Raw genomic sequence first — 23,362 nt, forward strand, 5'->3', positions numbered from 1 at the left:
GAAAAACTTTATTTTCCTTTTCATTATGGGAGTCTCGTACTAAAAATAAGAAAAGCTCCCCTATTCAATTATGAATAAGGGAGCTTGATTTATCTCAATCTGACTCTATTGTTTCAAGAGTGCCCAAACAGTATGATACAAGGTTAATCATTGTTCGTCAAGATATTTTTTTATTTTAAATAATACCCATTTCTTTTCCAACTTTTTCATAAACCCTAACAGCCTGGTCAAGCATCTCTTTAGTGTGAGCTGCTGTTGGCATATTTCTTACACGTCCTGTTCCAAGTGGTACAGTAGGAAAAACGATTGGTTTGACATAAATACCATTTTCAATTAATTTTTTAGAGAATTCTTGGGCTAATTTTTCATCGCCTAAAATAACTGGGGTAATTGGAGTTTGTGAATCTCCTATGTTATAACCAATTCGTTGTAATTCTTCTTTAAAATAATTCGCATTATCCCATAATTTTTCCACATAACTAGGATCATTTTCCATCAAATCAATGGCTTTAATCACAGCTCCTGCAGCCCCTGGTGTTAGTGATGTAGAAAATAAAAACGGTCGTGACTGTGATTTTAACCAGTCGATTAATTTTTGTGAGCCAGCTACATATCCTCCTACAACACCAATTGCTTTAGATAACGTTCCCATTTGAAAATCAACTTTGTCTGATAACCCAAATTCCTTAACTGTTCCAGCGCCACCACCAAGCACACCAGAACCATGAGCATCATCCACATAAACCATTAAATTATATTTTTCAGCAATCTCCATAATTTCTGGCATTTTAGCAATATCCCCGTCCATTGAAAAAACACCGTCAGTGATATACATCACTTTGTTATATAAACCACTCTCAACAGCTTCTTTTGCCTTTTCTTCTAGATCTTTCATATCAGAATGCTTCACACGAATAATTTTAGCGCGTGACAAACGACAACCATCAATGATTGAAGCATGATTTAACTCATCTGAAAGAATAGCATCATCTTTATTCATAACAGCTGAGATGGCTCCCATATTACAGTTAAACCCTGATTGGAAGGCAATAGCTGCCTCAGTTCCTTTAAATTTAGCAATTTTTTCTTCTAATTCACGGTGGATCGCAAGTGTTCCATTAATTGTTCTCACAGCACCAGCTCCAACGCCATATTCTTCTGTCGCCAAGTTAGCTGCTTCAATTAATTCTAGGTTCGTTGCAAATCCTAGATAGTTATTTGAGGCTAAATTAATTTTTTCTTCCCCGTCGACTTCAATAATAGCACCATTTGACCCTTCAACTACATCAATGGTTGAATATAACCCTTTTTCTTTTAAATTAGCTAATCCTTCATCTAAAAATGTTTCTAAACTTGGACTCATATGACTCATTCAAATTCCCCCTAATTTTTTCTCTACTTTATTATACCTGTTTTAACTCGTTAAATCGAATGAGTTATCTTTTTCATCTAAATAAAAAAACACCTCTAAAAAGAGGTGTTATCAGTCCGAGTACAATCAATCTTTAAATCTACTACATATGAATTGGCATACCTAATGCTAATTCTGCTGTATCCATAACCGCTTCTGAAAGTGATGGATGAGAGTGAATTGTTAGAGCGATATCTTCTGCATTCATACCAGCTTCTACAGCTAGTCCAATTTCAGCAATAATATCACTTGCACTAATTCCTGCTACTTGTCCACCAACAATCACGTTGTCATCTTTAGTTGTTACTAAACGGATAAATCCGTCAGTTTGGTCTAAAGATAGGGCACGGCCATTTCCTGCTAATGAAAATTTAGATGCTTTTACATCTAATCCAGCTTCTTTTGCTTCAGCTAGAGTCATACCAACTGTTGCAAGTTCTGGATCAGTAAATGCCACAGCTGGCATACCGATGTAGTCAATAGCCACTGGTTTACCAGAGATTGCTTCAGCAGCAATTTTAGCTTCATAACTTGCTTTATGAGCAAGAGCAGCTCCAGGAGTAATGTCACCAATAGCGAAAATACTTTTCACATTAGTGCGTCCTTGTTCATCTACTTTAACTAATCCACGATCAGTCATCTCAACATCTAAAATTTCTAAACCTAATTCATCAGTATTTGGACGACGACCAACAGTCACCATAACATAGTCAGCTTCGATTTTTTCTTCTTTACCGTCTACTTCATAAGTAACTGTAACATTATCACCATTATCAACAGCTTCTTTAGCCATTGCATTAGTAACAACTTTAATACCTTTTTTATCAAATTCTTTTTCAACTAATTTCACCATATCTTTTTCAAAAGTTGGTAAAATTTGTGGAGAACCTTCTAAAATCGTTACCTCAGCTCCAAGGTTAGCATAAGCACCACCTAATTCAGCACCAATGACCCCGCCACCTACGATAACTAATTTTTTAGGAACTTCAGCTAGGTTCAATCCACCTGTTGAATCAAGAACACGTCCACCAAATTTAAATCCTTTGATTTCAATTGGGCGAGAACCAGTTGCTACAATGGCATGATTAAATGAATACGTTTGAGCAGCATCTTCATCAATTACACGTAAAGTATGTTCATCTACAAAGAATGCTTCCCCGCGGATAATTTCAACTTTGTTCTTTTTAAGTAAGCCTTCCACTCCACCTGTTAACTTGCTAACAACTGTGTTGTTTTTCCAGTCTTGAGTTTTAGAAAAATCAAGAGTGACGTTATCTGCTGCCACACCAAAAATTTCTGAATGTTTTGCTTCTTGGAATTTATGTCCTGCACTAATCAGTGCTTTTGAAGGAATACATCCAACGTTTAAACAAACGCCTCCGATGTATTCACGTTCAATAATAGCTACTTTTTGTCCCATTTGAGCGGCACGAATAGCAGCAACATAGCCACCAGGTCCTGATCCAATGACAACTGTATCTAATTCTACTGCGAAATCTCCTACTACCATTGAGTTCTCACCTTAACCTTCCATTAATAATAATTCTGGGTCTGCTAATAAACGTTTGATGTTATTCATTGCTTTTTGAGCAGTTGCACCATCAACAATACGGTGGTCAAAACTTAATGATAATTTCATCATACGTCCTACTGATAATTCACCTTCAGCGTTAACGACTGGTTGTTGAGTAATTGTACCAACACCTAAAATAGCAACTTCTGGGTAGTTGATAACTGGTGTAAACCAACCGCCACCAACTGAACCAATATTACTAATTGTTACTGTTCCACCACGCATATCAGCTGCTGTTAACTTACCTTCGATAGCTAATGCTGCTTTTTCGTTAATCTCATCGGCAATATCAAACATGCTCTTAGTGTTAGCTTGTTTCACGTTTGGTACATATAAACCATGATCAGTATCAGTTGCAATGCCGATATTGTAGTAGTTTTTGTATACAATTTCATCTGTTGTATCATCAATAGATGCATTTAATGTTGGGAATTCTTTCATTGTTGCAGTTAGTGCTTTAACAACATATGGTAAGAATGTTAATTTAGTATCTCTAGCTGCTGCAATATCTTTGAATTTCTTACGGTGATCCCATAATTTAGATACTTCAACGTCATCATGTAATGTCACATGAGGTGCTGTGTGTTTACTATTTACCATTGCTTTAGCAATTGCTTTACGCGTTGGTGTCATTTTTTCTCTTACTTCTAATTCAGGAGCACCAACAAATGCTACTGCTGCTTTAGCATCTTTTGGAGTAGCTGATGTTTCTTTAACTGGTGCTGCTTCAACACTTGCACTTTGAGTTTCCACTACAGTTTCTGAACCAAAGTTATCAATATCTTCACGAACAACACGTCCACCTTTACCAGTTGGTGTTACTAATGTGATATCCACACCTTTTTCACGTGCATGTTGACGTACTGAAGGCATAGCTAAAACACGTTTTCCTGGTGTTCCAGTTGGTGTTGTCGATACTGGCACTACTGGTGCAGAAGTTGCGGCAGGTGTAGATACAGAAGTCGCAGCTGACATTGCATCATTGTGTCCTGGTGCATCGATTTCTACTAATACATCACCAACGTTTGCTACAGTACCTTCAGATACTAAAATGTTAACCACTTTTCCTGTTACTGGAGAAGGAATTTCTTCTACTGATTTATCATTTTGTACTTCAAGTAATGTATCATCTTCATTAATTGTTTCACCTACAGCTGCAAACCATTTTACGATTTCGCCTTCTGCAATTCCCTCACCAATATCTGGTAATTTGAATTGGAATACGCCACCTGTACTTGTTGGTGCTGATGCAGTTTCTACTGCTGCTTCAACTTTTGCAGGAGTATCATCTGACTCATGTCCTGGTGCATCAATTTCTACTAACACATCACCAACATTTGCTACAGATCCTTCTGGAACAACTACTGATAATACTTTTCCTGTTACCGGAGAAGGAATTTCTTCTACTGATTTATCGTTTTGTACTTCTAATAATGTATCATCTTCATTAATTGTATCGCCTTCTTTAACGAACCATTTTACGATTTCGCCTTCTGCAATACCTTCACCAATATCTGGTAATTTAAATTTAAAAGCCATCTATTAACTCTCTCCTTACTTTCATTCCACAAGTTCTGGGATTAAAATTCGTAAATTTCTCTTACTTTTGCTTCAATATCAGAGGCATTTGGTAACCATGAACCTTCTGCTTGTCCAAATGGATAGATTGTATCTGGTGCTGAAACGCGACCAATTGGAGCTTCTAGTGAAAGAACGGCTCTTTCTGAGATTTCTGATACAACTTGAGCAGCAACACCTGCTTGTTTTTGAGCTTCTTGAACAACAACAACACGACCAGTTTTTTCAACTGTTGCAATAATTGTTTCAATATCAAGTGGTGCAACTGTTCTAAGGTCGATGATTTCTACTGAAATACCATCTTTTTCTAAAGCTTCAGCAGCTTTAATAGCTTCACGAACCATAGCACCGTAAGTAATAACTGATACATCAGTTCCCTCACGTGTGATAGCAGCTTTATCTAAAGGAACTGTGTAAGCTTCTTCTGGAACTTCTTCACGGAATGAGCGGTATAATTTCATATGCTCTAAGAAGACAACTGGGTCATTATCACGAATTGCTGAAATTAATAATCCTTTAGCATCATATGGGTTACTTGGAATAACAACACGGATACCAGGAGATTGAGCAATCAAACCTTCTAAGTTATCAGCATGTAATTCTGGTGTATGAACACCACCACCAAATGGTGCGCGAATTGTAATTGGCATAGTACGAGTACCACTCATACGGAAACGAGTACGGGCCATTTGTGCTACGATTTCATCCATCACTTCAAAAACGAAACCAAAGAATTGGATCTCAGCAACTGGACGGAAGTTTTCTAAGGCTAAACCAAAGGCTAAACCACCAATACCAGACTCTGCAAGTGGTGTATCAAATACACGGTCTTTACCAAATTTTTCTTGTAGGCCTTCAGTGGCACGGAAAACCCCACCATTATTACCTACGTCTTCCCCAAAGATTAATACATCTGGATTTGCTTCAAGTTCTAAAGCTAGTGCATCTGTGATTGCTTGGATCATTGTTTTTTGTGCCATAACTTATTTCGACTCCTTTGCTTTGAAAATATCAATTTGTTCTTGAATTGATTGTGGTTTAACTTCAAACATGTTTCCTAAGAATTCTGATACTTTTTGTTTTGGTGCAGCATCTGCTTCTTTAATAGCTGTTTTAATTTCTTCTTTAGTCGCTTCAATAATTTCTTCTTCTTTAGCTTCAGACCATAATCCCTTAGCTGTTAAGTATTTACGGAAACGAGTTAATGGGTCTTTTTCTACCCACTCACCTTCTGTTTCTTTAGAACGGTATCTTGTTGGATCATCACCTGATAAAGTATGTGGTCCATAACGGAATGTCAATGTTTCAATTAAAACAGGTCCATTTCCTGCTACTGCCCAATCACGTGCTGCTTTAGTTACTTTGTATACTGCAAGTGGGTCCATACCATCAACTTGAACACTTGGGATTCCTGCTGCCACACCTTTTTGAGCTAATGTTTTAGCTGCCGTTTGAACTTCACGTGGTGTAGAAATAGCATAGCCGTTGTTTTGGATAAAGAATACTGCGTTTGCTTTGTAAGCTCCTGCAAAGTTAATTCCTTCATAGAAGTCCCCTTGTGAAGAACCACCATCACCTGTATATGTAAAGGCTACGTTTGGTTTATTACGTTTTTTAAGACCAAGAGCAACACCTGCTGCTTGAACGTACTGAGCACCAATAATAATTTGTGGTGGGATAGCTTGTAGATCATCTGCATAAGCACTACCTGCTGCATGTCCTCTTGACCATAGGAAAGCATCTTTAAGTGGTAAACCATGTTGGATCAATTGTGGCACATCACGGTAACCTGGTAATAACACATCTTCTTTTTCCATTGCAAATTGACTAGCTAATTGACTAGCTTCTTGTCCAGCTGTTGGAGCGTAAAATCCTAAACGACCTTGACGGTTTAAAGCAGTTGAGCGTTGATCTAATACTCTTGCCCATACCATTCTTGTCATAAGTTCAACCATTTCGTCATCTGATAAATCTGGCATATACTCCTCGTTTACTACTTTACCATCCTTATCTAAGGCTTGAATTGTTGGAAAATCTGCATTGATATCTGCTAATAATGCTTCAAAATCAAGTGGGTTTAATTTTTTCTTCGCCATATTGTTACACAATCCTCTCTCTTTACAAATTATTATGTTGTTCTCAAATCTAAAAAAACTGTATTACTGTTCTTTTCATTTGACAAATACAATTTAACATGCAAACTCATGTAATGCAAGTAATGAGTTTCCATTTTTATTGAAAAAAACCTTTAAAATTCAGCATATCTTGTTGTAGTGAATTAAATCACTTGTTCATTTTTTTTCATACTTTTTTATTAAAAAAAGAGTGCTACTGTTTTAATCTGTACTATTTTCATAAAAAAACTGTTATATATCAAGTCTTAAAATATTGATTTTAAACGATTTCAATTTTTCACTTTTCTTCTTTCAAATTCATTACATTAGTTATTTAATTTTCAAAAAAAAGAGACGATAAAGATTATGTCTCTTTTCAAAAATACAATACTGTCTTTTTATTTAGAAAGTGATTTTATTCACTTTATATTTATATCCATTTATTATATTTTTTAATATAAATTTGTTTAATGATTTGTTGGAATATGAGATAAGCTAACGTAATACCAATAAACCAACCCCAATATTCTCCAGGTAATAGCCCAAAATCAAAAGCATTTCTAACAGGCTCAACTAAAATAATTAATACACCAGAAATTAATGCCAAAACACTCATTAACATCATTTGTGGACTTGGCATACTTTGGAAGAACGGTATTTTTTCAGTTCGAATAACATAAACCACTAATGTTTGCGTAAACAAACCAACTAAGAACCATCCTGATTGGAATACACTTTGATCAGCTATAGTATTTGCTCCAATAACAAACCACATCACCACAAAGGTTAAAATATCAAAGATACTACTAATTGGCCCAATAAAGAGCGTAAATTTCTTCAAATTAGCAATATCAAATTTAACTGGCTTCATAATTTGATCTTCATCCACGTTATCCCAAGGAATAGCTAGTTGAGCAATGTCATAAATCAAATTTTGAATTAGAAGCTGAATTGAAATCATTGGTAAAAATGGTAAAAAGGCACTTGCAACTAAAACTGAGAACACATTCCCAAAGTTTGAACTAATAGTGATCATAATATATTTCATCATGTTTTTAAATACTTTACGGCCTTCAATAACTCCGTCCTCTAAAACGGTTAAGCTCTTCTCAAGTAAGATAATAGAACTAGCTTCTTTTGTAATATCGGCTGCAGTATCAACAGAAATACCTACATCTGCTGTTCTAAGAGCAGGCGCATCATTAATCCCGTCTCCCATAAACCCAACTGTTTCTCCTTCTTCTTTTAGCACACGAATAATTCTAGCTTTTTGCATTGGGTTTAATTTAGCAAATAAATGAGACTCTTTGACTGCTTGTTTTAACTCATCGTCATCCATATTGTCAATGTCTACACCGATGTAGGATTTATCAACAGCAATACCAACATCTTTACAAACTTTTCTTGATACAATTTCGTTATCTCCTGTTAACACTTTTACTTCTACACCGTGTTGGTGAAGAGATACTATTGCTGTAATAGCTGATTGTTTAGCTGGATCTAAAAATCCTACAAAACCAACTAAGATCATATTAGACTCATCAGCTACTGTGTAAGTGGCATCAGAATGAACATCACGCTTATAGGCAACAGTAATCACACGCATGCCTCGCTCATTCATCTCTTTATTAACTTGTGCCATTTGCTCCATTAACTCATCTGTCAAAGGAACAATCTCGTCATTAATTTCGACATATGAACAAACTTCTGCCATCTCTTCAACAGCACCTTTTGTTACCATGATTTGATGCCCATCATCATTCAGTGCAACCGTTAATCGGCGTCTAGAAAAATCAAAAGGAATTTCATCTATTTTTTCAATATGATGTGTATTCATTTTTTCAGGATGAGTTTCATAAAAGTTAATAATCGCATGATCCATTAAATTCTTCCAACCTGTTTGATAATTTGAATTTAAAAAGGCCATATCTAAAACTTTTTGATTATCATCACCAAAGGGGTTCACATGCTCAACTAGAACGACTCTATCTTCTGTAATAGTTCCTGTTTTATCTGTACATAATACTGTCATAGAACCTAAGTTTTGAATAGCATTTAATTCTTTAACAATCACTTTCTTTTTAGCAAGTGATTGGGAACCTTTTGCTAAGTTACTTGTCACAATCATCGGTAACATCTCAGGTGTTAAACCGACAGCAACTGCTATGGAGAAGAAGAAAGCTTGAGTCCAGTCGCCTTTTGATATCCCGTTAATTAAAAAGACAATAGGAAACAAAATAGTAACCATTTTTAAAAGCAACTTACTAATTCGATTTAAATCTTTATCAAAACTTGTCATCTCCCGAGACATACTAGCACTTTTGGCGATGTCTCCAAAGAAAGTATCTTGGCCTGTCTTTAGAATAATGGCTTCACCTTGACCACTTAAGACATCTGTTCCCATAAAAACTAAGTTATGTAAATCAATGGCAGAATGAGCATCGTCATCTGGTTGTTTCATTTTACCCGCTTCTAATTTTTCAACAGGCATCGACTCACCTGTTAAAGAAGACTGATTTACAAATAAATCCTTTGTCCAAATCAACACGCTATCTGCTGGAATCATATCTCCTGCAGACAAATAGACAATATCCCCTGGTACAATATCTTCCATGGGACGCTCCTTAACCTCACCATCACGCTTGACAGCACTTGTGTGTTTGACTAAGTCTTGTAAAGACATGGATTCTTTTTGAGCTTTGTAGTCTTGGGTAAAGCGAATAATAGCACTAATTAAAATCATAAGCCCCATAACAACAACAGCTTCATAGTCTTTTGTTAAGGCTGAAACAACTAATAATCCTGCTAAAACATAAGTAAATGGATCCATAAATGACTTAATAAAAACCACATACCAAGGTTTAGGCTTTTGAACGGCAACTTTATTCTCTCCAAACTCTTCTAAGCGCATCTTGGCATCCTCAGAGCTCAATCCTTCTGGTGAGGTTCTAAGGTCCATCATTAATTCTCTATCTGTTAAGGTTGACAAATGCTTTAAGTCGTCACTTTTATTCACATTTGTTTCTTCTTTTTTCACCACAACTCCTCCTTTAAAATAAAATAATTTTTGCTATATTAAAAAAAGCCTTAACTTAATAGTATCAGAACTGAGACTGTTTTCATAATAATACGAATTTCACCTGACAAAAACAAGAGAGATAAGAGATGCCAGATTTAAGTATATTTAGTATAATAACGATGACTAAGGGGGAAGCTTATGACTTATTTTACTTTAAATATCTCTCACTCTGATAATTCATGTCAAAGTGGTATTCAACATGGACTTAAAACCTATCAAGCACAACGTGTGTTTAATTTAACTGCTATCACAGCTTTATATAATACAGCAGTCTATGATAATTACGAAAACCCATTATTTATTCCTGAATCAAAGGTCATTATTGATCAAATTCAAACCGTATTTTCTGGCCCCACTCCTAATGCCGTAAAAATCGGAACTGTATTATCCAAAGAAAGTATGATAGCTATCACTGAGTTTTTATCAGCTTTTCCAAGTATTCCGATTGTTACTGAGATGACTGTTAAAATGAATGATGCTTTATTTAATGATTGGTGCCTAAGCATATTACCTATTGCTTCATTTGTTGTATTACCTAAAGACCAACTAGCTCGCCTCAAAGATATAAAAAAGCATATAAACAAAGAAGCCGTGATTATTATAATTAGCCCAACAGATATCTGTGTTGATAATTACAATAATACGACCTACTCACATTCACTAGATATGATGAGTATTGGAGATATCATAACAGCAAGTCTTGCTCGAGGTATGACTAGTTTTGAACAGATGTTTTAATAAAAAAAGAGAGGTTTATTGTCTACATTATTTATAGACTAATAAACCTCTCTTTTGGTTAACCTCGTTTTAATAATATTGAAATCCCTTGTCCACCACCGATACAAAGAGATGCGATACCATAAGTATCTTTTCTCTTTTGCATTTCGTGAAGCAAAGAAACCACAACTTTTGCGCCACTTGCACCAATAGGATGACCTAAAGCAATAGCTCCCCCGTTAACATTCACCTTATCCTCATCTAAATCCAGCTCTTTTATAACAGCAATCGACTGAGCAGCAAAGGCTTCATTTAATTCAAATAAATCAATGTCAGTTAAACTTAACCCTGATTTATCTATAACTTTTTTTATAGAAGGAACAGGTCCTAACCCCATATAATTCGGATCAACACCAGCACTAGCAAAAGCTTCTATATGACCTAATATCTCCATATCTAACTCTTTAGCTTTTTTGTAAGACATTAGCATAACACCTGCTGCTCCGTCATTAATACCAGAAGCATTACCAGCAGTGACTGTCCCACCTATTTTAAATGCTGGTTTCAAGCGACCTAATTTATCTATCGTGATACTAGGACGTGGATACTCATCTAGCGATACAATGTCCATTTCTTTATTTCTTGGGTTAGTGATAGTTATGTCAATTAATTCCTCTTTAAAACGATTTGTTTCAAGAGCATGTTTCACTTTTTTTTGACTGTTTAAAGCAAATTCATCTTGTTCTTGACGAGTGAGTTGGTATTTTTCAGCAATATTTTCAGCAGTAACTCCCATATGCTCTCCTGAAAAAGCATCTGTTAAACCATCTGAGAGAATCGTATCAATCACTACACTATTCCCCATTTTCTTGCCCCATCTTTCATCTTGTAACACGTAAGGAGCCTGACTCATATTCTCTGTCCCTAAGGCAATGACAACATCATTCTCACCTAACATAATCGACTGAGCTCCCAATAAAATAGCCTTTAAGCCAGATCCACATACTTTATTCACAGTAAAAGCAGATGATGTCTCTGGAATGCCTGCTTTTATACTAATTTGTCTTGCTATATTTTGACCATTGCCTGTTGCTAACACATTGCCTACAATAACTTCATCAACTTGAAACGGCTCTAAGTTAGCTGATTCTAATAACGATTGAGCGATACTCGTCCCAAGTTCCACAGCCGAGACACTTTTAAGTATTCCACCAAAACTACCAATAGGACTTCTTTTGGCTCTAACAATAACGACTTCTTCCATAATTCCCTCCACAAAAACATTATTTTTTCTTATTATGCCTAAAAAAAGAGATTCAGTCAAAATTATCCATAAAAAAAAGAGTCTGACTATTTAGCCAAACCCTTGTTAATATCATTTTAATCAGACACATGGTGGCACCGACTTAGTGCTGCTTCCTTCCAGACCTGACACAATTCATCAGCCCACCATTGTCCTAGCCTTACGGCAAATATTATTATACGTTATCTTCCTATAAATTACCAGCTTTTTTTTCAGCCTTTTTTCTTTTTCTTAATTCTTGAAAGAATAATGTTAGAATCTGACTACACTCATCTTCTAAAAGACCAGACTCAACATAACAGGAATGATTGAACCGGTTATCTTGTAATAAATTCATTAAAGATCCTGCTGTGCCACCCTTTGGATCTTTTGCACCATAATAGACCTTATCAATTCTTGACAATAAAATAGCTCCACTACACATCGGGCACGGCTCAAGCGTAACAAAAAGATGGGCTTGTTCTAATCGCCAACTATCTGTATGTCTATTGGCTTCCCTAATGGCAATCATCTCTGCATGTGTAGTAGCATCATTTGAAAATTCTCTTACATTATGACCACGTCCGATAATTTCACCATCTAATACAACAATTGCTCCAATTGGGACTTCACCCATTAACTCTGCTTTTTTTGCTTCTAGCAAAGCTTCTTTCATAAACATTTCTTTTTCCTCAATACTCAAACTAGGGGATCTTAGGAACATCTTTTCCCTCCTTATTATCAATAATTTAAAGTATTCTATGTTACACTAATTAAAATATGACACTTTTGTAAAGGATGATGACTATGACTCTTAATGAGTTACAACAAATTTATACTACAGGATTTTTTCAACAAGAAAAAACAACATCCACTGAGTACGTGATACTACCTATAGATCATGGCTGGTTTCACATTCCTTGTGAAAACTTAACAAAAACAGAAATTAAACTTCTAAAGACTTATTTTAATCAAACCAAAACAAACACTGATTTAATTAGCCACCCTTGGTACAATTACTTATTTGCAAATGGCACACTACCTCACTCCACTGATAGTTGCCGAATCATTCAAATACACCTAAAAAAAGAGTCACCCTTAAAAGATGACTGGTTGACTCATTTCACTAATCTATTTAATCAAGTTGAAGATGCCTTTTTCATTAATAGTACCACTGCTATCTTAATTGAAAAGCAAAATAGTATGTCTAGTAACATAGATGATATTAAAGCCATGCTTCTCACATTGGAAGCTGATTTTATGGTGCAAGCTACTATTTTTCTAGGTGCTTTTCATGAATTATCACCTAGATTTATAGACTTCTTCAAAGAAGAAAATCAGCTAGGGCTTACTTATGCTAAACATTTCCATGTCAATGATGTCTTTAATTTCCAGCATATTGCTTTGAATTATCTCACTCAAGAAACCATCGCAAAAAGTTCTATTATGACGGATATAAAAGCTAATCTACAACTTGATGAAGAGTTTATACAAATCATTCATACTCTTTGGGAGGAACAAGGCAATATCACTTCCACTTCTAAAAAGTTATATATCCACCGAAATACTTTACAGTACCGACTGGATAAGTTTTATGAGCGAACTGGATTATCACTTAAAAATATGAATGACTTGACTCTTTGTTACCTAGTCAGTCTTTAGTTTCGTCGGTTATTATTACCAAATAAAATAAATAAACGCAATAACTGTAAAAGTGACGTGATAGCTGCGGCAACATAAGTTAGGGCTGCGGCTTGAAGCACTTTTTTGGCCATTTTCAGCTCATCTTTTTCTAGGATGTGATTGTCACTTAGTATGGCTAAGGCTCTTCTTGAGGCATTAAATTCAACAGGTAACGTCACGACTTGGAAAAGAAATGTTAACGCAAAACACCAAAGTCCAATATTAACTAAAATCGGTGTGCTACTAAAGAATATAGCACCAACAAAAATCAAAGGAATTGAAATTTTAGCTCCAAAATTCACAACAGGTACTAGAGCAATTCTTAACTTTAGTGGACCATAACTTTTTTGATCTTGAACCGCATGTCCACATTCATGGGCTGCCACACCTATTGCAGCAACTGATGTTGATTCTGCTGTTGCTTGAGACAAACTCAGTACTTTTGTATGTGAATTATAATTATCAGTCAAATCTCCAGATATTTGCTGAACACCAACATCATTAATACCAGCATCTTGTAAGATCATCTTGGCAACATCTGTGCCTGTATACCCCTTTTTATTTCTTACTTTGTCATATTTTCGATAAGTACTATTAACAAAACTAGAGGCTAGCATGGAAATGAACATTCCTATGATAACCAATATATAAGTACTATCGAAGTAAAATGGCATAAACATCGTATCCCTCCTTCATTACTTATATTTCATATTGTAACAGATTTCTTTTGTTTTTTTTAGCAAAAGAAAAAAGTTTAAAAAATTTATATACTGTTTAATAATTGTTGATTAATTGAATTGTTTCGTATTGGAAAGTAGATTTATTATTTGAAATAATGTATCTTTAATATACTAATAATAGTATCTATTGAAAAGAAAGGTCGTGACATATATGCGTAGTCTTTTAGACACCCCAACTCAAAGAAGATTAAATATTTTAGAGCAGTTAAATCAAGCTTCTGGGTGGATAAATTCAAACCAATTAGCTGAAAATAACCATGCTTCTTTAAGAACCATTAATAATGATATCAGCTATTTAAGAGAGCATTGGTATCCTAAACTTATTATCGAAACTTCTAAAAAAAATGGTATTCGTTTAAAAATACAACCAAATACACATATTTCATTAGTCTATCAGCATATATTAAAAAATTCCGATGCTTTCAGACTGCTAGAAGCAGTTTTTTTCGATACCACTTTGAGTATTGAAAAATGGGGAGAGCGTCTATTTATTAGTGAGTCCTCTCTTTATAGAATCACTAATGACATTGCTCAAATTATTAAACTGTACGGACTTAATCTAGAAAAAAAAACATGTAAAATCATCGGTGATGATGAGTTTTATGTTCGTTTTTTTTATTCAAACTTTTTTTGTGAAGCTCATGATATGACTGAGTGGCCCTTTCCTTCTGATAAAAAGACAACTATTGAATTCGTTAAACGTATTATAGCTCATTTTAACATTGCTGTTGATGATCGTGATTTGTTAGATATTGCTTATGTTTTAAACGTCAGTTTAGTCAGACAAAGTCAGGGATTTTTTATTACTGGTTATTCTGATGATTTATTTACTCAACAAATGAAAGACTCTTTACATGATTCCCTAGATGTATTACAACCTTTAGCGGATACTTATGGTGTGACTCTTGATGAGAAGGTCATGACTGACTTAATGTTTGCACTATACTACCACTTAATTAATTGGGATTCTGAAGAGGAATATTTATTTATCTCAGAACAAATCAATCAACTTTTAAAAAATGTCCGCTCTGTTTTTGATTTAACCTTAACAAATGAACTATCAAGTAGAATTGAATCTTACATGACTCACCTTTATTTGATGCATAAAGTTTATCCGTTTCCTGACTATACTATTTTTAATCAACACTTTTATAATGCTATTGCAATTAGACAACTTTTCCCTTTAATGAGTTTAGTCATTGAAAAGGAATTAATTAAACTAGAAAATAGTACTAATTTCCCGTGGCATACTGATTATTATTACGTTATTTTATATACCTTAATGATTAAATGGTCTGATCTTCCTTTTCTATTAGAGAAGAAAAAAGAAAAAGTTAAAGTCCTAGTCATCAGTGACTTTAGTAGTGATCATTCTGAGTTTTTAGCTGATATGATTGAAAATAAATTTGGACAAAAAGCCATTGTGGATAATTTTACCGATTCTGTCATTTTTTTAAATGACTTACCAGATGATTATTTTAATGCTTATGATATTATAGTGAGCACGATTTGTTCAAACTCTTTACCTGATGAAAAATTAATCTCAATCGACAATATTCCATCTGACAATAATTGGCGTGAAATAAGACAAGCTATCAATAGAACCCAAAAAGTTAATGATAAAGTTGTTAACCACTTGAATAAAAACTACCGTTAGGAGGCGACTATGGCTGCTGCAATTCTCTACTTCATCAAGGATATTCTAATTAGCCTATCCTTGATTATAACGGTAACTTTAGTGCTGTATATCGTTAGTATTAGGCAATTTTTAAAAGAGGATAAAGGAGACATCTTATTTTCAGAACATACAGGTGCTTCTCCCTTAAGACCTAGCCAAAATATTTTATTAGGTATTGCCATGGGATTTATGCTCTTTTTCATTTCACATAATATTATTAATTTACCTGTTCCTGGTATGTTACCAATGGATATACGATACCTTTTAGTATTTTTTATTGTTTATTACGGGTCCCCAATTGTAGGGTTTTATAGTATCACCACACTAAGTATCACTAAATTAATACAATACATACTGGTTCATGATTCTTCTGTTATTCATATAAATAATACCATTTTAATGTATTTATTATTAATTATCGCCTCATTTATTTATAAAAGAAAAATACCTCCTAAACGAGCGTCCTACATTTACCTTGGTCTAACTTTATTACTCCGGATTGCTTCCTATGATTTGTCAAATGCCGTAACTTGGACTTATACAGATACACCAATAAGCTACTTACATCTACTTATCTTTATCTTGACTATGTCTGGTATTTTTTTATTTACGTCATGGTTCATTAACCAATTCATCAATATTTCACAACAAATTGGATTCTATCAAAGAGAAGCTATTTACGATAAGCTAACCAATCTCTATAAAAAAGACGCCTTTTTCTTCTTTTTAAATCATGCTCGTAATGATTTGATTTATCATAAAAAAACCTTATCTGTGGCCATTATAGATATTGATAATTTTAAACAAATTAATGATAATTACGGACATTTAGCCGGGGATAAAGCTCTAGTACACACATCTCATCTACTTTTAACTAACAGTGATGTCACCCAAGAAGCTAAATATTGCCGACTTGGTGGGGATGAAATTGGGGTTGTCTTCAACATAGATAACAAAGATCCTTATGATATGCTTTATGAAAAAATTAAACTTTTTCTAAATTGCAACATTAAGTTAGCCACTCTGGTAAAAATATCTAAATATCAGTGTTATTTTATTGAACCCCTTACTTACCAACATGTTTTGATCTTTAGATTTTGAATTTCTTCTAAAAATAATGTTGCTGGTTGTCTATAGTCTAAAATTTTACGCGGCAAAAGATTAACTTTTTCAGTAGCCAGTTGTATGAACTGCTTTGAGTAGTGACAGATAGGCGTTCCTTTCGGAACAAATTGCCGTAATAAACCATTATGTCTTTCGTTTGTTCCTCGTTCCCAAGATGAATAAGGGTGAGCAAAGTAGATATCAGTCATTTGTTGCAGAGTATCATCAAGTGAGCTAAATTCACTGCCATTATCAGCAGTAATCGATTGAAATATGCTACTAAATCGGGCTCTTCCAAACTCATATTTTAACTGTTTAATAGCGTAACTAACAGACTCTTCAGTATGATCATCTAGAACAACAGTAATCATGTAGCGAGTTTTTCTTTCAACAAGTGTAAGTAGAGCATTATCATCTTTAGATTTTGAACCAATGACACTGTCTATTTCCCAATGACCAAACTCTTGTCTAGAATCAATTTTGCTAGGTCGTTCATCAATTGATTTTCCAAGAGCTTTTTTATGCTGACGACTTCTTTTCTTTTTAGGTGATAGTCTAACTTTCATCTTGAGATGATGATTTCTGACTGGTAAAAAACCTTTATCAATATAGTTATAAAGTGTCTTAGTAGAAACAATAGGTTTATCCCAAGTCCCTAAAGACTTGATAAAGCCAACAATTGCATCTGGTGACCAATTAAAGTCTATCATTTGTTTACAAGCATAATTAATAAAATCAACAGCACTAACTAGCTTAGATTTCGAACCACAGCGTTTCCTGTTTTCTATGTATTTAGCTTGCCCCGTATCAGCAAAATAGAGTTGTTTAGGTTTCTTATTTTCTTTGATTTGCGTGGTCGTTCCTCGTTTAAGCTCATTACTTATTGTTTGATGGTGTCGGCCTAATCGTCTACCAATTTCTCTATTAGAGTCTCCCATATTATGCCAAACTTCAATAAGCTGCCTTTCCTTTAAGGAAAGATGTTTATAACTAGATGTCTTTGTGTTATTCTTAATTTTCACCATGATAAAAATTCCTTTCGTTGTTGGGTAGTTACTTCAATGATACACGAATTTTTACCATGGTGTTTTTTTATTATTTTAGAGTGGCTAACTTGATTTTACAACTAAGCAAATTAAACTTTTTAAGAAAACACCACTTATTTATAAAGAGCAAACCATTGATATCACTTTGTCTTGCGGACTTGTGATTATGCACTTACAAGATGTTCAAACTGATGTGCCAAACTCAAATCAAATTTTTACATTAGCTGATGAAGCTCTTTACGAGGCAAAAAAAGATGGGAAAAATAAAATCATGGTTAAGCGTATTTATTTAAACAAAAAGAAGGAGAAAGACAATTTTTACGTCTTTCTCCTTCTTTTTATTATTTACCTGATAAATGTTTGTATGTTTGTGCCTTCTCAATAGCCTCATCTGCTGATTTTTCAAGTAGATGAGTTGCCTCTTCTTGACTATCTAACACGTTTTCTAATGAAGAAAAACGTGACTGGAAATTAAAGAAATCAGGAAGTGTATCAAAATCCGCTTTTTTATAGTCAATTTTTAAAGGTTCTTTACCTTTTAGTGCTAACTCTGGGTTAAACCTGTATAATGGCCAGTACCCAGACTCTACAGCTTTTTTGGTTACTTCAATCGCTTCGCTCATCCCGCCTTGAATACCATGATTAATACATGGAACATAACCAATGATAAGTGATGGACCAGGGTAGCTTTCAGCCTCTGCAATAGCTTTAATTGTTTGTGTTGGATTAGCATTCATAGCTATTTGTGCCACATAAACATTGCCATAAGTCATCGCAATCATACCTAAATCTTTTTTAGCTGTTCTTTTTCCTAATGAAGAAAATTTTGCAATAGCGGCTGTTGGTGTTGCTTTTGACGTCTGACCACCAGTATTGGAGTAAACCTCATTATCCATAACAAAAATATTAACATCTTCACCACTAGCAAACACATGATCTATCCCACCAAAACCAATATCATAAGCCCAACCATCACCACCAATAATCCACTGGCTTGGTTTCACAAATAAGTCTCGCTTATCATAGAGCATATTTAGTTTTTCTAAGCCTCCTTTTTCTTCTAATAGTGCAGCTTCTAATTTAGTAGAACGTTGACGTGAGCCATCCCCTATGTTCATATGTTCAATCCAGTCATTCATCAACTCTCTTAGACTTTCTGAACCCAGGCCTTCATCAAGAATTGTTTTCATTAAGTTGGCCACATGCTCACGCTGTGTTTTATTTGCTAAATACATTCCTAAACCAAATTCAGCATTATCCTCAAATAAAGAATTACTCCAAGCAGGTCCTTGTCCAGCTTCATTTGTTGTATAAGGTGTTGCAGGAGAAGATGCTCCCCAAATTGACGAGCAACCTGTGGCATTAGCCATTAACATTCTATCACCGTAAAGCTGGGTTAGTAATTTAACATAAGTCGTCTCCCCACATCCAGAACAAGCTCCTGAAAATTCCATTAATGGTTTCTCAAATTGTGAACCTTTAATAGACTCTAATTTTTTAACTGGATTGTCTTTTTGTTTTAAGGTCATTGAAAAGGCCCAGTTAATTGCCTCTTCTTTTTGTTCTTCATATGGTTTCATCACTAAAGCTTTGTCTTTTACTGGACAAATATCCACACATAATCCACATCCCGTACAATCTTCAAGAGACACTTGAATACGATACTTAACCCCATCAGCACCACGCATGTCACGTGTAATGTAACCACTTGGCGCTTCTTCCATTTCTTCTTCGTCAACTAAAAATGGACGAATAGCTGCATGAGGACAAATAAAAGCACACTCATTACACATCGTACAGGCACCTGGTTGCCACTCAGGTACTTCTAAAGCAATACCTCGTTTTTCAAAGGCTGCTGTACCAAGTGGGATGCTCCCATCAATCATCTCATTATCAATCAATGTTTTAACACTTAAGTCATTACCTTCTTGTCTATTCACTGGTTCTAGAATTTCTCTAACATATTTTGGTTTAGATAAATCGACTTGACTTTCTTTTAATTGAATCTCTGCCCACTCACTAGGAATGTCAACTTTAGTTAAAGCTTCAAGGGTCAGATCAATTGCTTTTTGATTTTTTTCCACAATAACTGCTGACTTATTACCATATGCTCCCTCAACTTCTTCTTTTAAATAAGTTAGATACTCTTCTTGGGGCATTAATTTGTTTAATTCAAAAAAGGCTGTTGACATAACTTGATTAATTCTACGACCTAATCCAACCTCTCTGGCAATTGACAAAGCATCAATAATGTAAAAATGAGCTTTTTTATCAGCTAATTGTTTTTTTATTTTTTTAGGTAGAAGCCGTAATACACGCTCCTTATCCCACGTTGTATTAAGTAGAAACGTTCCGCCTTCTTTTAAGCAATCAATTAAATCATATTGATGCAAGTAAGACCCGTTGTGACAGCCTATAAAATTAGCTGTATCAATTAAATATGGTGCATCGATTTTTTCTGGGCCAAAGCGCAAGTAAGATGTGGTTAGACCTCCTGATTTTTTAGAGTCATAAGCAAAATATCCTTGAGCATATAAATCAGTATGATTCCCAATGATTTTAATTGCTTGTTTATTAGCTCCCACTGTTCCATCAGAACCAAATCCCCAAAATTTCGCTTGGTAAGTCGACTTTGGTAATAAATCGATTGTATCACCAACTGGTAGTGATAAGTGGGTCACGTCATCATTGATACCTATTGTAAAGCGGTATAATAATTTATCTACAGGACCAGCTAAGTGATCAAAAACAGCTTTTATCTGATTTGGCGGTACATCTTTTGACCCTAGACCATACCTACCCCCAATAACAATCGGACGATTTGGGTGTCGGTACATCGCACTTTGAATATCTAATAACAAAGGCTCACCATCAGCTCCAGGTTCTTTTGTTCTATCTAAGACAGCTATTCTTTCTACTGTTTTTGGTAGTTTTTCTAAAACATTCTCAGTTGGAAATGGACGATATAAATGAATATTTAAGTGAGCGACCTTTTTACCTGATTGATTTAGATAATCAACAGTTTGTCTGATAGTAGCTGAAACTGACCCCATAGAGATAATTACCTCTGTTGCCTCTGGATCACCGTAATATGTCGTTAAGTCATAATTTGTTCCTCTAATATGATTAATCTCATTCATATATTTTTGAACAATTTTAGGTACTTGGTTATAATGCTCATTTACCGTTTCTCTTTGTTGAAAATGAATATCAGGATTTTGCGCCGTCCCTGATACACTAGGATGATTGGGATTCATAGCACGTTTTCTAAAATGAGCTAGAGCCTCTTGATCTACTAATTTAGCTAACAGATCATACGGGATAACCTCAATTTTTTGAATTTCATGGCTCGTTCTAAACCCATCAAAAAAATTCATAAAAGGTAAACTAGCCTCTAAGCTAGCTAAATGAGCTACTCCTGATAAATCCATCACCTCTTGCACAGATCCTTCAGCTAGCATACAAAATCCTGTTTGCCTAGCTGCCATAACATCCCCGTGATCTCCAAAGATACTAAGAGCATTAGTTGTAACAGCACGTGAAGCAACATGAAAGACAGTTGGAAGTAATTCACCAGCAATTTTATACATATTAGGAATCATCAGTAACAGACCTTGTGAAGCCGTATAAGTAGATGTTAGAGTTCCTGCTTTTAATGAACCATGAACAGCTCCTGCAGCTCCTGCCTCTGATTGCATATTCACAATCTTTAAAGGCTCATCAAATATATTTTTTCTTGATTTAACTGACCAGCTTTCAACAACTTCTGCCATTGTTGAACTGGGGGTGATAGGATAAACTGCTGCAAGTTCTGTAAAAGCATAGGAAATATAAGCTGCTGCTGTATTCCCATCCATCGTTATTTTTTTTAATTCTGTCATTTTTTTACCCTTCTTTTTCTAAATAAAAAAGGCTGACGAAGGACTTGTCAACCTTAGTTTATCATTATTTCAAATCGTCAAACTCAGCGTTTTTTATTCCACACGTGCTGCTAAGGTTTTAACAAATGTTTCTAAGCCTTGTGCATCATCTTCATCTGCTTCATGTTCAATCATCACTAAATCAGCACCCATTGAGGCACCTGTCTTTTTAAATTGTTCAACGAAATCTTTGGCAGACTGACAGTAAAATTCACCATACTCTGTATCACCACTACCAACAACACCAAAGTATTTTCCTGATAAATCTTCTTCTTTTAATTCTTCAAAGAAGTCTTCTATTTCAAAAGGTAAATCACCATCACCATAAGTATACGTTGCAACAATACAAATGTCAGCATCTTCAAAAAAGTCTGGGTCAACATCTGAACATTCCTCACGTTCAACACTCATGCCCTCATCAATGAATAACTCTTCAACAATTTCAGAAATCCCCTCAGTATTACCAGTCATACTTGCATAAACTATTTTTACTAAAGCCATCTATTATCTACCTCTCTTGTTTTTATTATATATATTTTCACAAGCATTCTCATCTAGAATTTTAACATAATTACAATACTTTATGAACACAGATTTTCTAAAAATGTGAAAATTATTACTTTTTTTCCTAAATTATTCTCACACAAAAGGAGATATCATCTCTTTATCAAAAGATAATATCTCCCATATTCATATTACTAAATAACTTCAATAACTGAAAATAGCCAAGCATCAGGCTCATCTAGTAGTTTAGGATTATTTAGTGCCTCTTCATTCACACGAACAACTTTTCCTTCTACTGGCGATTCGTACTCTACCACAGCTTTTTCTGCTTCTAACTCAATAACTGGCTCACCTAATTTGATTAATTGATCAACTTTAGGCAACATCGCAAAAGTGATACTACCTAAGTCATCTTGAGCTTGAGCTGTTAGACCAACTGTGATCACTTCTTTATCAGTTTTAAACCATAAATTTCCTTGTGACATGACATACCCTCCTTATTATTTAAGCAATAGCTCTTCGTATTGTTCTTCTTTAAATCCTAATAAAACTTTATCTCCAACAACTAAAATTGGACGCTTAATTAACATACCATCTACAGTTAGCCTTTGAGCTGCTTCTTCTTTTGTGAACGTGTTAACTATTTCTTTTAAATTTTGTTCTCTATAACGCCCACCACTGGTATTAAAAAAACGACGAATTGGATAATCATTATCACTCATCCATGTTACTAATTGCTCTTTTGATGGTGGTGTTTCAATCATGTTGATGACATTATACTCGATATGATTAACATTTAGCCAAGCTTGGGCTTTCTTACATGTTGAACATTTTGGATACCAATAAAAAGTTGTCATTAAATCGTCCTCATTTCTTTATTTTCGGTTTCATGTATCAGTATATCATATTATAAAAAAAAGAATAAAAGCTTTC

The 23,362-nt window shown here is 34.7% G+C and carries 18 protein-coding genes and 1 other RNA gene; 4 read left to right on the top strand and 15 right to left on the bottom strand.

From position 1 onward, the window contains the following. Window positions 1–175: 175 nt before the first annotated feature. The 6 genes from VSF34_RS07260 to mgtA all read right to left on the bottom strand — a co-directional run bounded on the left by VSF34_RS07260 (window position 176) and on the right by mgtA (window position 9,716). Window positions 176–1,363, bottom strand: coding sequence for a glycine C-acetyltransferase (locus tag VSF34_RS07260; protein ID WP_326718045.1), 1,188 nt, complete (start codon window positions 1,361–1,363; stop codon window positions 176–178). Between the two features lie 151 nt (window positions 1,364–1,514). After that, a complete protein-coding gene (lpdA, locus tag VSF34_RS07265) occupies window positions 1,515–2,921 on the bottom strand; it encodes a dihydrolipoyl dehydrogenase (protein ID WP_326716675.1) in 1,407 nt (468 codons plus the stop codon). 12 nt (window positions 2,922–2,933) lie between these two features. Continuing rightward, window positions 2,934–4,523 (bottom strand): dihydrolipoyllysine-residue acetyltransferase, encoded by a 1,590-nt coding sequence (locus tag VSF34_RS07270; protein WP_326716676.1) that lies wholly within the window; start codon window positions 4,521–4,523, stop codon window positions 2,934–2,936. Between the two features lie 41 nt (window positions 4,524–4,564). Continuing rightward, a complete protein-coding gene (locus VSF34_RS07275) occupies window positions 4,565–5,542 on the bottom strand; it encodes an alpha-ketoacid dehydrogenase subunit beta (RefSeq protein WP_326716677.1) in 978 nt (325 codons plus the stop codon). A 3-nt stretch (window positions 5,543–5,545) separates the two neighbouring features. After that, window positions 5,546–6,658: a pyruvate dehydrogenase (acetyl-transferring) E1 component subunit alpha gene (pdhA, locus tag VSF34_RS07280; RefSeq protein ID WP_326716678.1), complete on the bottom strand. Its 1,113-nt coding sequence runs from the start codon at window positions 6,656–6,658 to the stop codon at window positions 5,546–5,548. Window positions 6,659–7,106: 448 nt separating this feature from the next. Beyond that, entirely contained in the window at window positions 7,107–9,716 is a 2,610-nt protein-coding gene (gene mgtA / locus VSF34_RS07285; RefSeq protein WP_326716679.1) for a magnesium-translocating P-type ATPase, read from the bottom strand. A gap of 177 nt (window positions 9,717–9,893) precedes the next feature. Here mgtA and VSF34_RS07290 point away from each other — a divergent pair, with 177 nt between their 5' ends. Further along, on the top strand, window positions 9,894–10,493 hold the full coding sequence (locus VSF34_RS07290) for a bifunctional hydroxymethylpyrimidine kinase/phosphomethylpyrimidine kinase (protein WP_326716680.1): 600 nt from the start codon (window positions 9,894–9,896) through the stop codon (window positions 10,491–10,493). A 58-nt stretch (window positions 10,494–10,551) separates the two neighbouring features. Here the strand turns inward: VSF34_RS07290 and VSF34_RS07295 are convergent, their stop codons facing one another. The 3 genes from VSF34_RS07295 to tadA all read right to left on the bottom strand — a co-directional run bounded on the left by VSF34_RS07295 (window position 10,552) and on the right by tadA (window position 12,478). Continuing rightward, window positions 10,552–11,736, bottom strand: coding sequence for an acetyl-CoA C-acetyltransferase (locus tag VSF34_RS07295; protein WP_326716681.1), 1,185 nt, complete (start codon window positions 11,734–11,736; stop codon window positions 10,552–10,554). A gap of 113 nt (window positions 11,737–11,849) precedes the next feature. Next, window positions 11,850–11,936: signal recognition particle sRNA small type (gene ffs / locus VSF34_RS07300), an RNA gene on the bottom strand. A gap of 29 nt (window positions 11,937–11,965) precedes the next feature. Next, complete coding sequence (tadA, locus tag VSF34_RS07305) at window positions 11,966–12,478, bottom strand: tRNA adenosine(34) deaminase TadA (RefSeq protein WP_326716682.1); 513 nt, start codon at window positions 12,476–12,478, stop codon at window positions 11,966–11,968. A gap of 83 nt (window positions 12,479–12,561) precedes the next feature. Between tadA and VSF34_RS07310 the strand changes: the two genes are divergently transcribed. After that, window positions 12,562–13,416, top strand: a complete 855-nt coding sequence (locus VSF34_RS07310) for a helix-turn-helix domain-containing protein (protein WP_326716683.1) — start codon at window positions 12,562–12,564, stop codon at window positions 13,414–13,416. Here the strand turns inward: VSF34_RS07310 and VSF34_RS07315 are convergent. Next, window positions 13,413–14,111 (bottom strand): zinc metallopeptidase, encoded by a 699-nt coding sequence (locus VSF34_RS07315; protein WP_370659251.1) that lies wholly within the window; start codon window positions 14,109–14,111, stop codon window positions 13,413–13,415. The genes VSF34_RS07310 and VSF34_RS07315 overlap by 4 nt on opposite strands. 217 nt (window positions 14,112–14,328) lie before the next feature. Between VSF34_RS07315 and VSF34_RS07320 the strand changes: the two genes are divergently transcribed. After that, window positions 14,329–15,834: an AcpB/EbpR/MafR family transcriptional regulator gene (locus VSF34_RS07320; protein ID WP_326716685.1), complete on the top strand. Its 1,506-nt coding sequence runs from the start codon at window positions 14,329–14,331 to the stop codon at window positions 15,832–15,834. Window positions 15,835–15,843: 9 nt separating this feature from the next. Further along, window positions 15,844–16,956: a GGDEF domain-containing protein gene (locus VSF34_RS07325; RefSeq protein ID WP_326716686.1), complete on the top strand. Its 1,113-nt coding sequence runs from the start codon at window positions 15,844–15,846 to the stop codon at window positions 16,954–16,956. Here the strand turns inward: VSF34_RS07325 and VSF34_RS07330 are convergent. From VSF34_RS07330 to VSF34_RS07350, 5 genes are all read right to left on the bottom strand, one after another. Then, the gene (locus VSF34_RS07330; RefSeq protein ID WP_326716671.1) at window positions 16,926–17,984 is read right to left on the bottom strand and encodes an IS30 family transposase; all 1,059 of its coding nucleotides are present in this window, start codon (window positions 17,982–17,984) and stop codon (window positions 16,926–16,928) included. The two genes, VSF34_RS07325 and VSF34_RS07330, sit on opposite strands and share 31 nt — an antisense overlap. A gap of 362 nt (window positions 17,985–18,346) precedes the next feature. Further along, entirely contained in the window at window positions 18,347–21,886 is a 3,540-nt protein-coding gene (gene nifJ / locus VSF34_RS07335) for a pyruvate:ferredoxin (flavodoxin) oxidoreductase (protein ID WP_326716687.1), read from the bottom strand. A 93-nt stretch (window positions 21,887–21,979) separates the two neighbouring features. After that, window positions 21,980–22,426, bottom strand: a complete 447-nt coding sequence (locus VSF34_RS07340; protein ID WP_326716688.1) for a flavodoxin — start codon at window positions 22,424–22,426, stop codon at window positions 21,980–21,982. Between the two features lie 197 nt (window positions 22,427–22,623). Then, window positions 22,624–22,914 carry a glycine cleavage system H family protein gene (locus tag VSF34_RS07345; protein WP_326716689.1) on the bottom strand — a complete coding sequence of 97 codons (291 nt, stop codon included), beginning with the start codon at window positions 22,912–22,914 and terminating at the stop codon, window positions 22,624–22,626. Between the two features lie 15 nt (window positions 22,915–22,929). Then, a complete protein-coding gene (locus VSF34_RS07350; protein WP_326716690.1) occupies window positions 22,930–23,286 on the bottom strand; it encodes an arsenate reductase family protein in 357 nt (118 codons plus the stop codon). Window positions 23,287–23,362: the final 76 nt, after the last annotated feature.

Origin of the sequence: Vagococcus jeotgali (genome assembly GCF_035918315.1) — a bacterium.
In the GTDB taxonomy this organism is placed as follows: Bacteria; Bacillota; Bacilli; order Lactobacillales; family Vagococcaceae; genus Vagococcus; species Vagococcus jeotgali.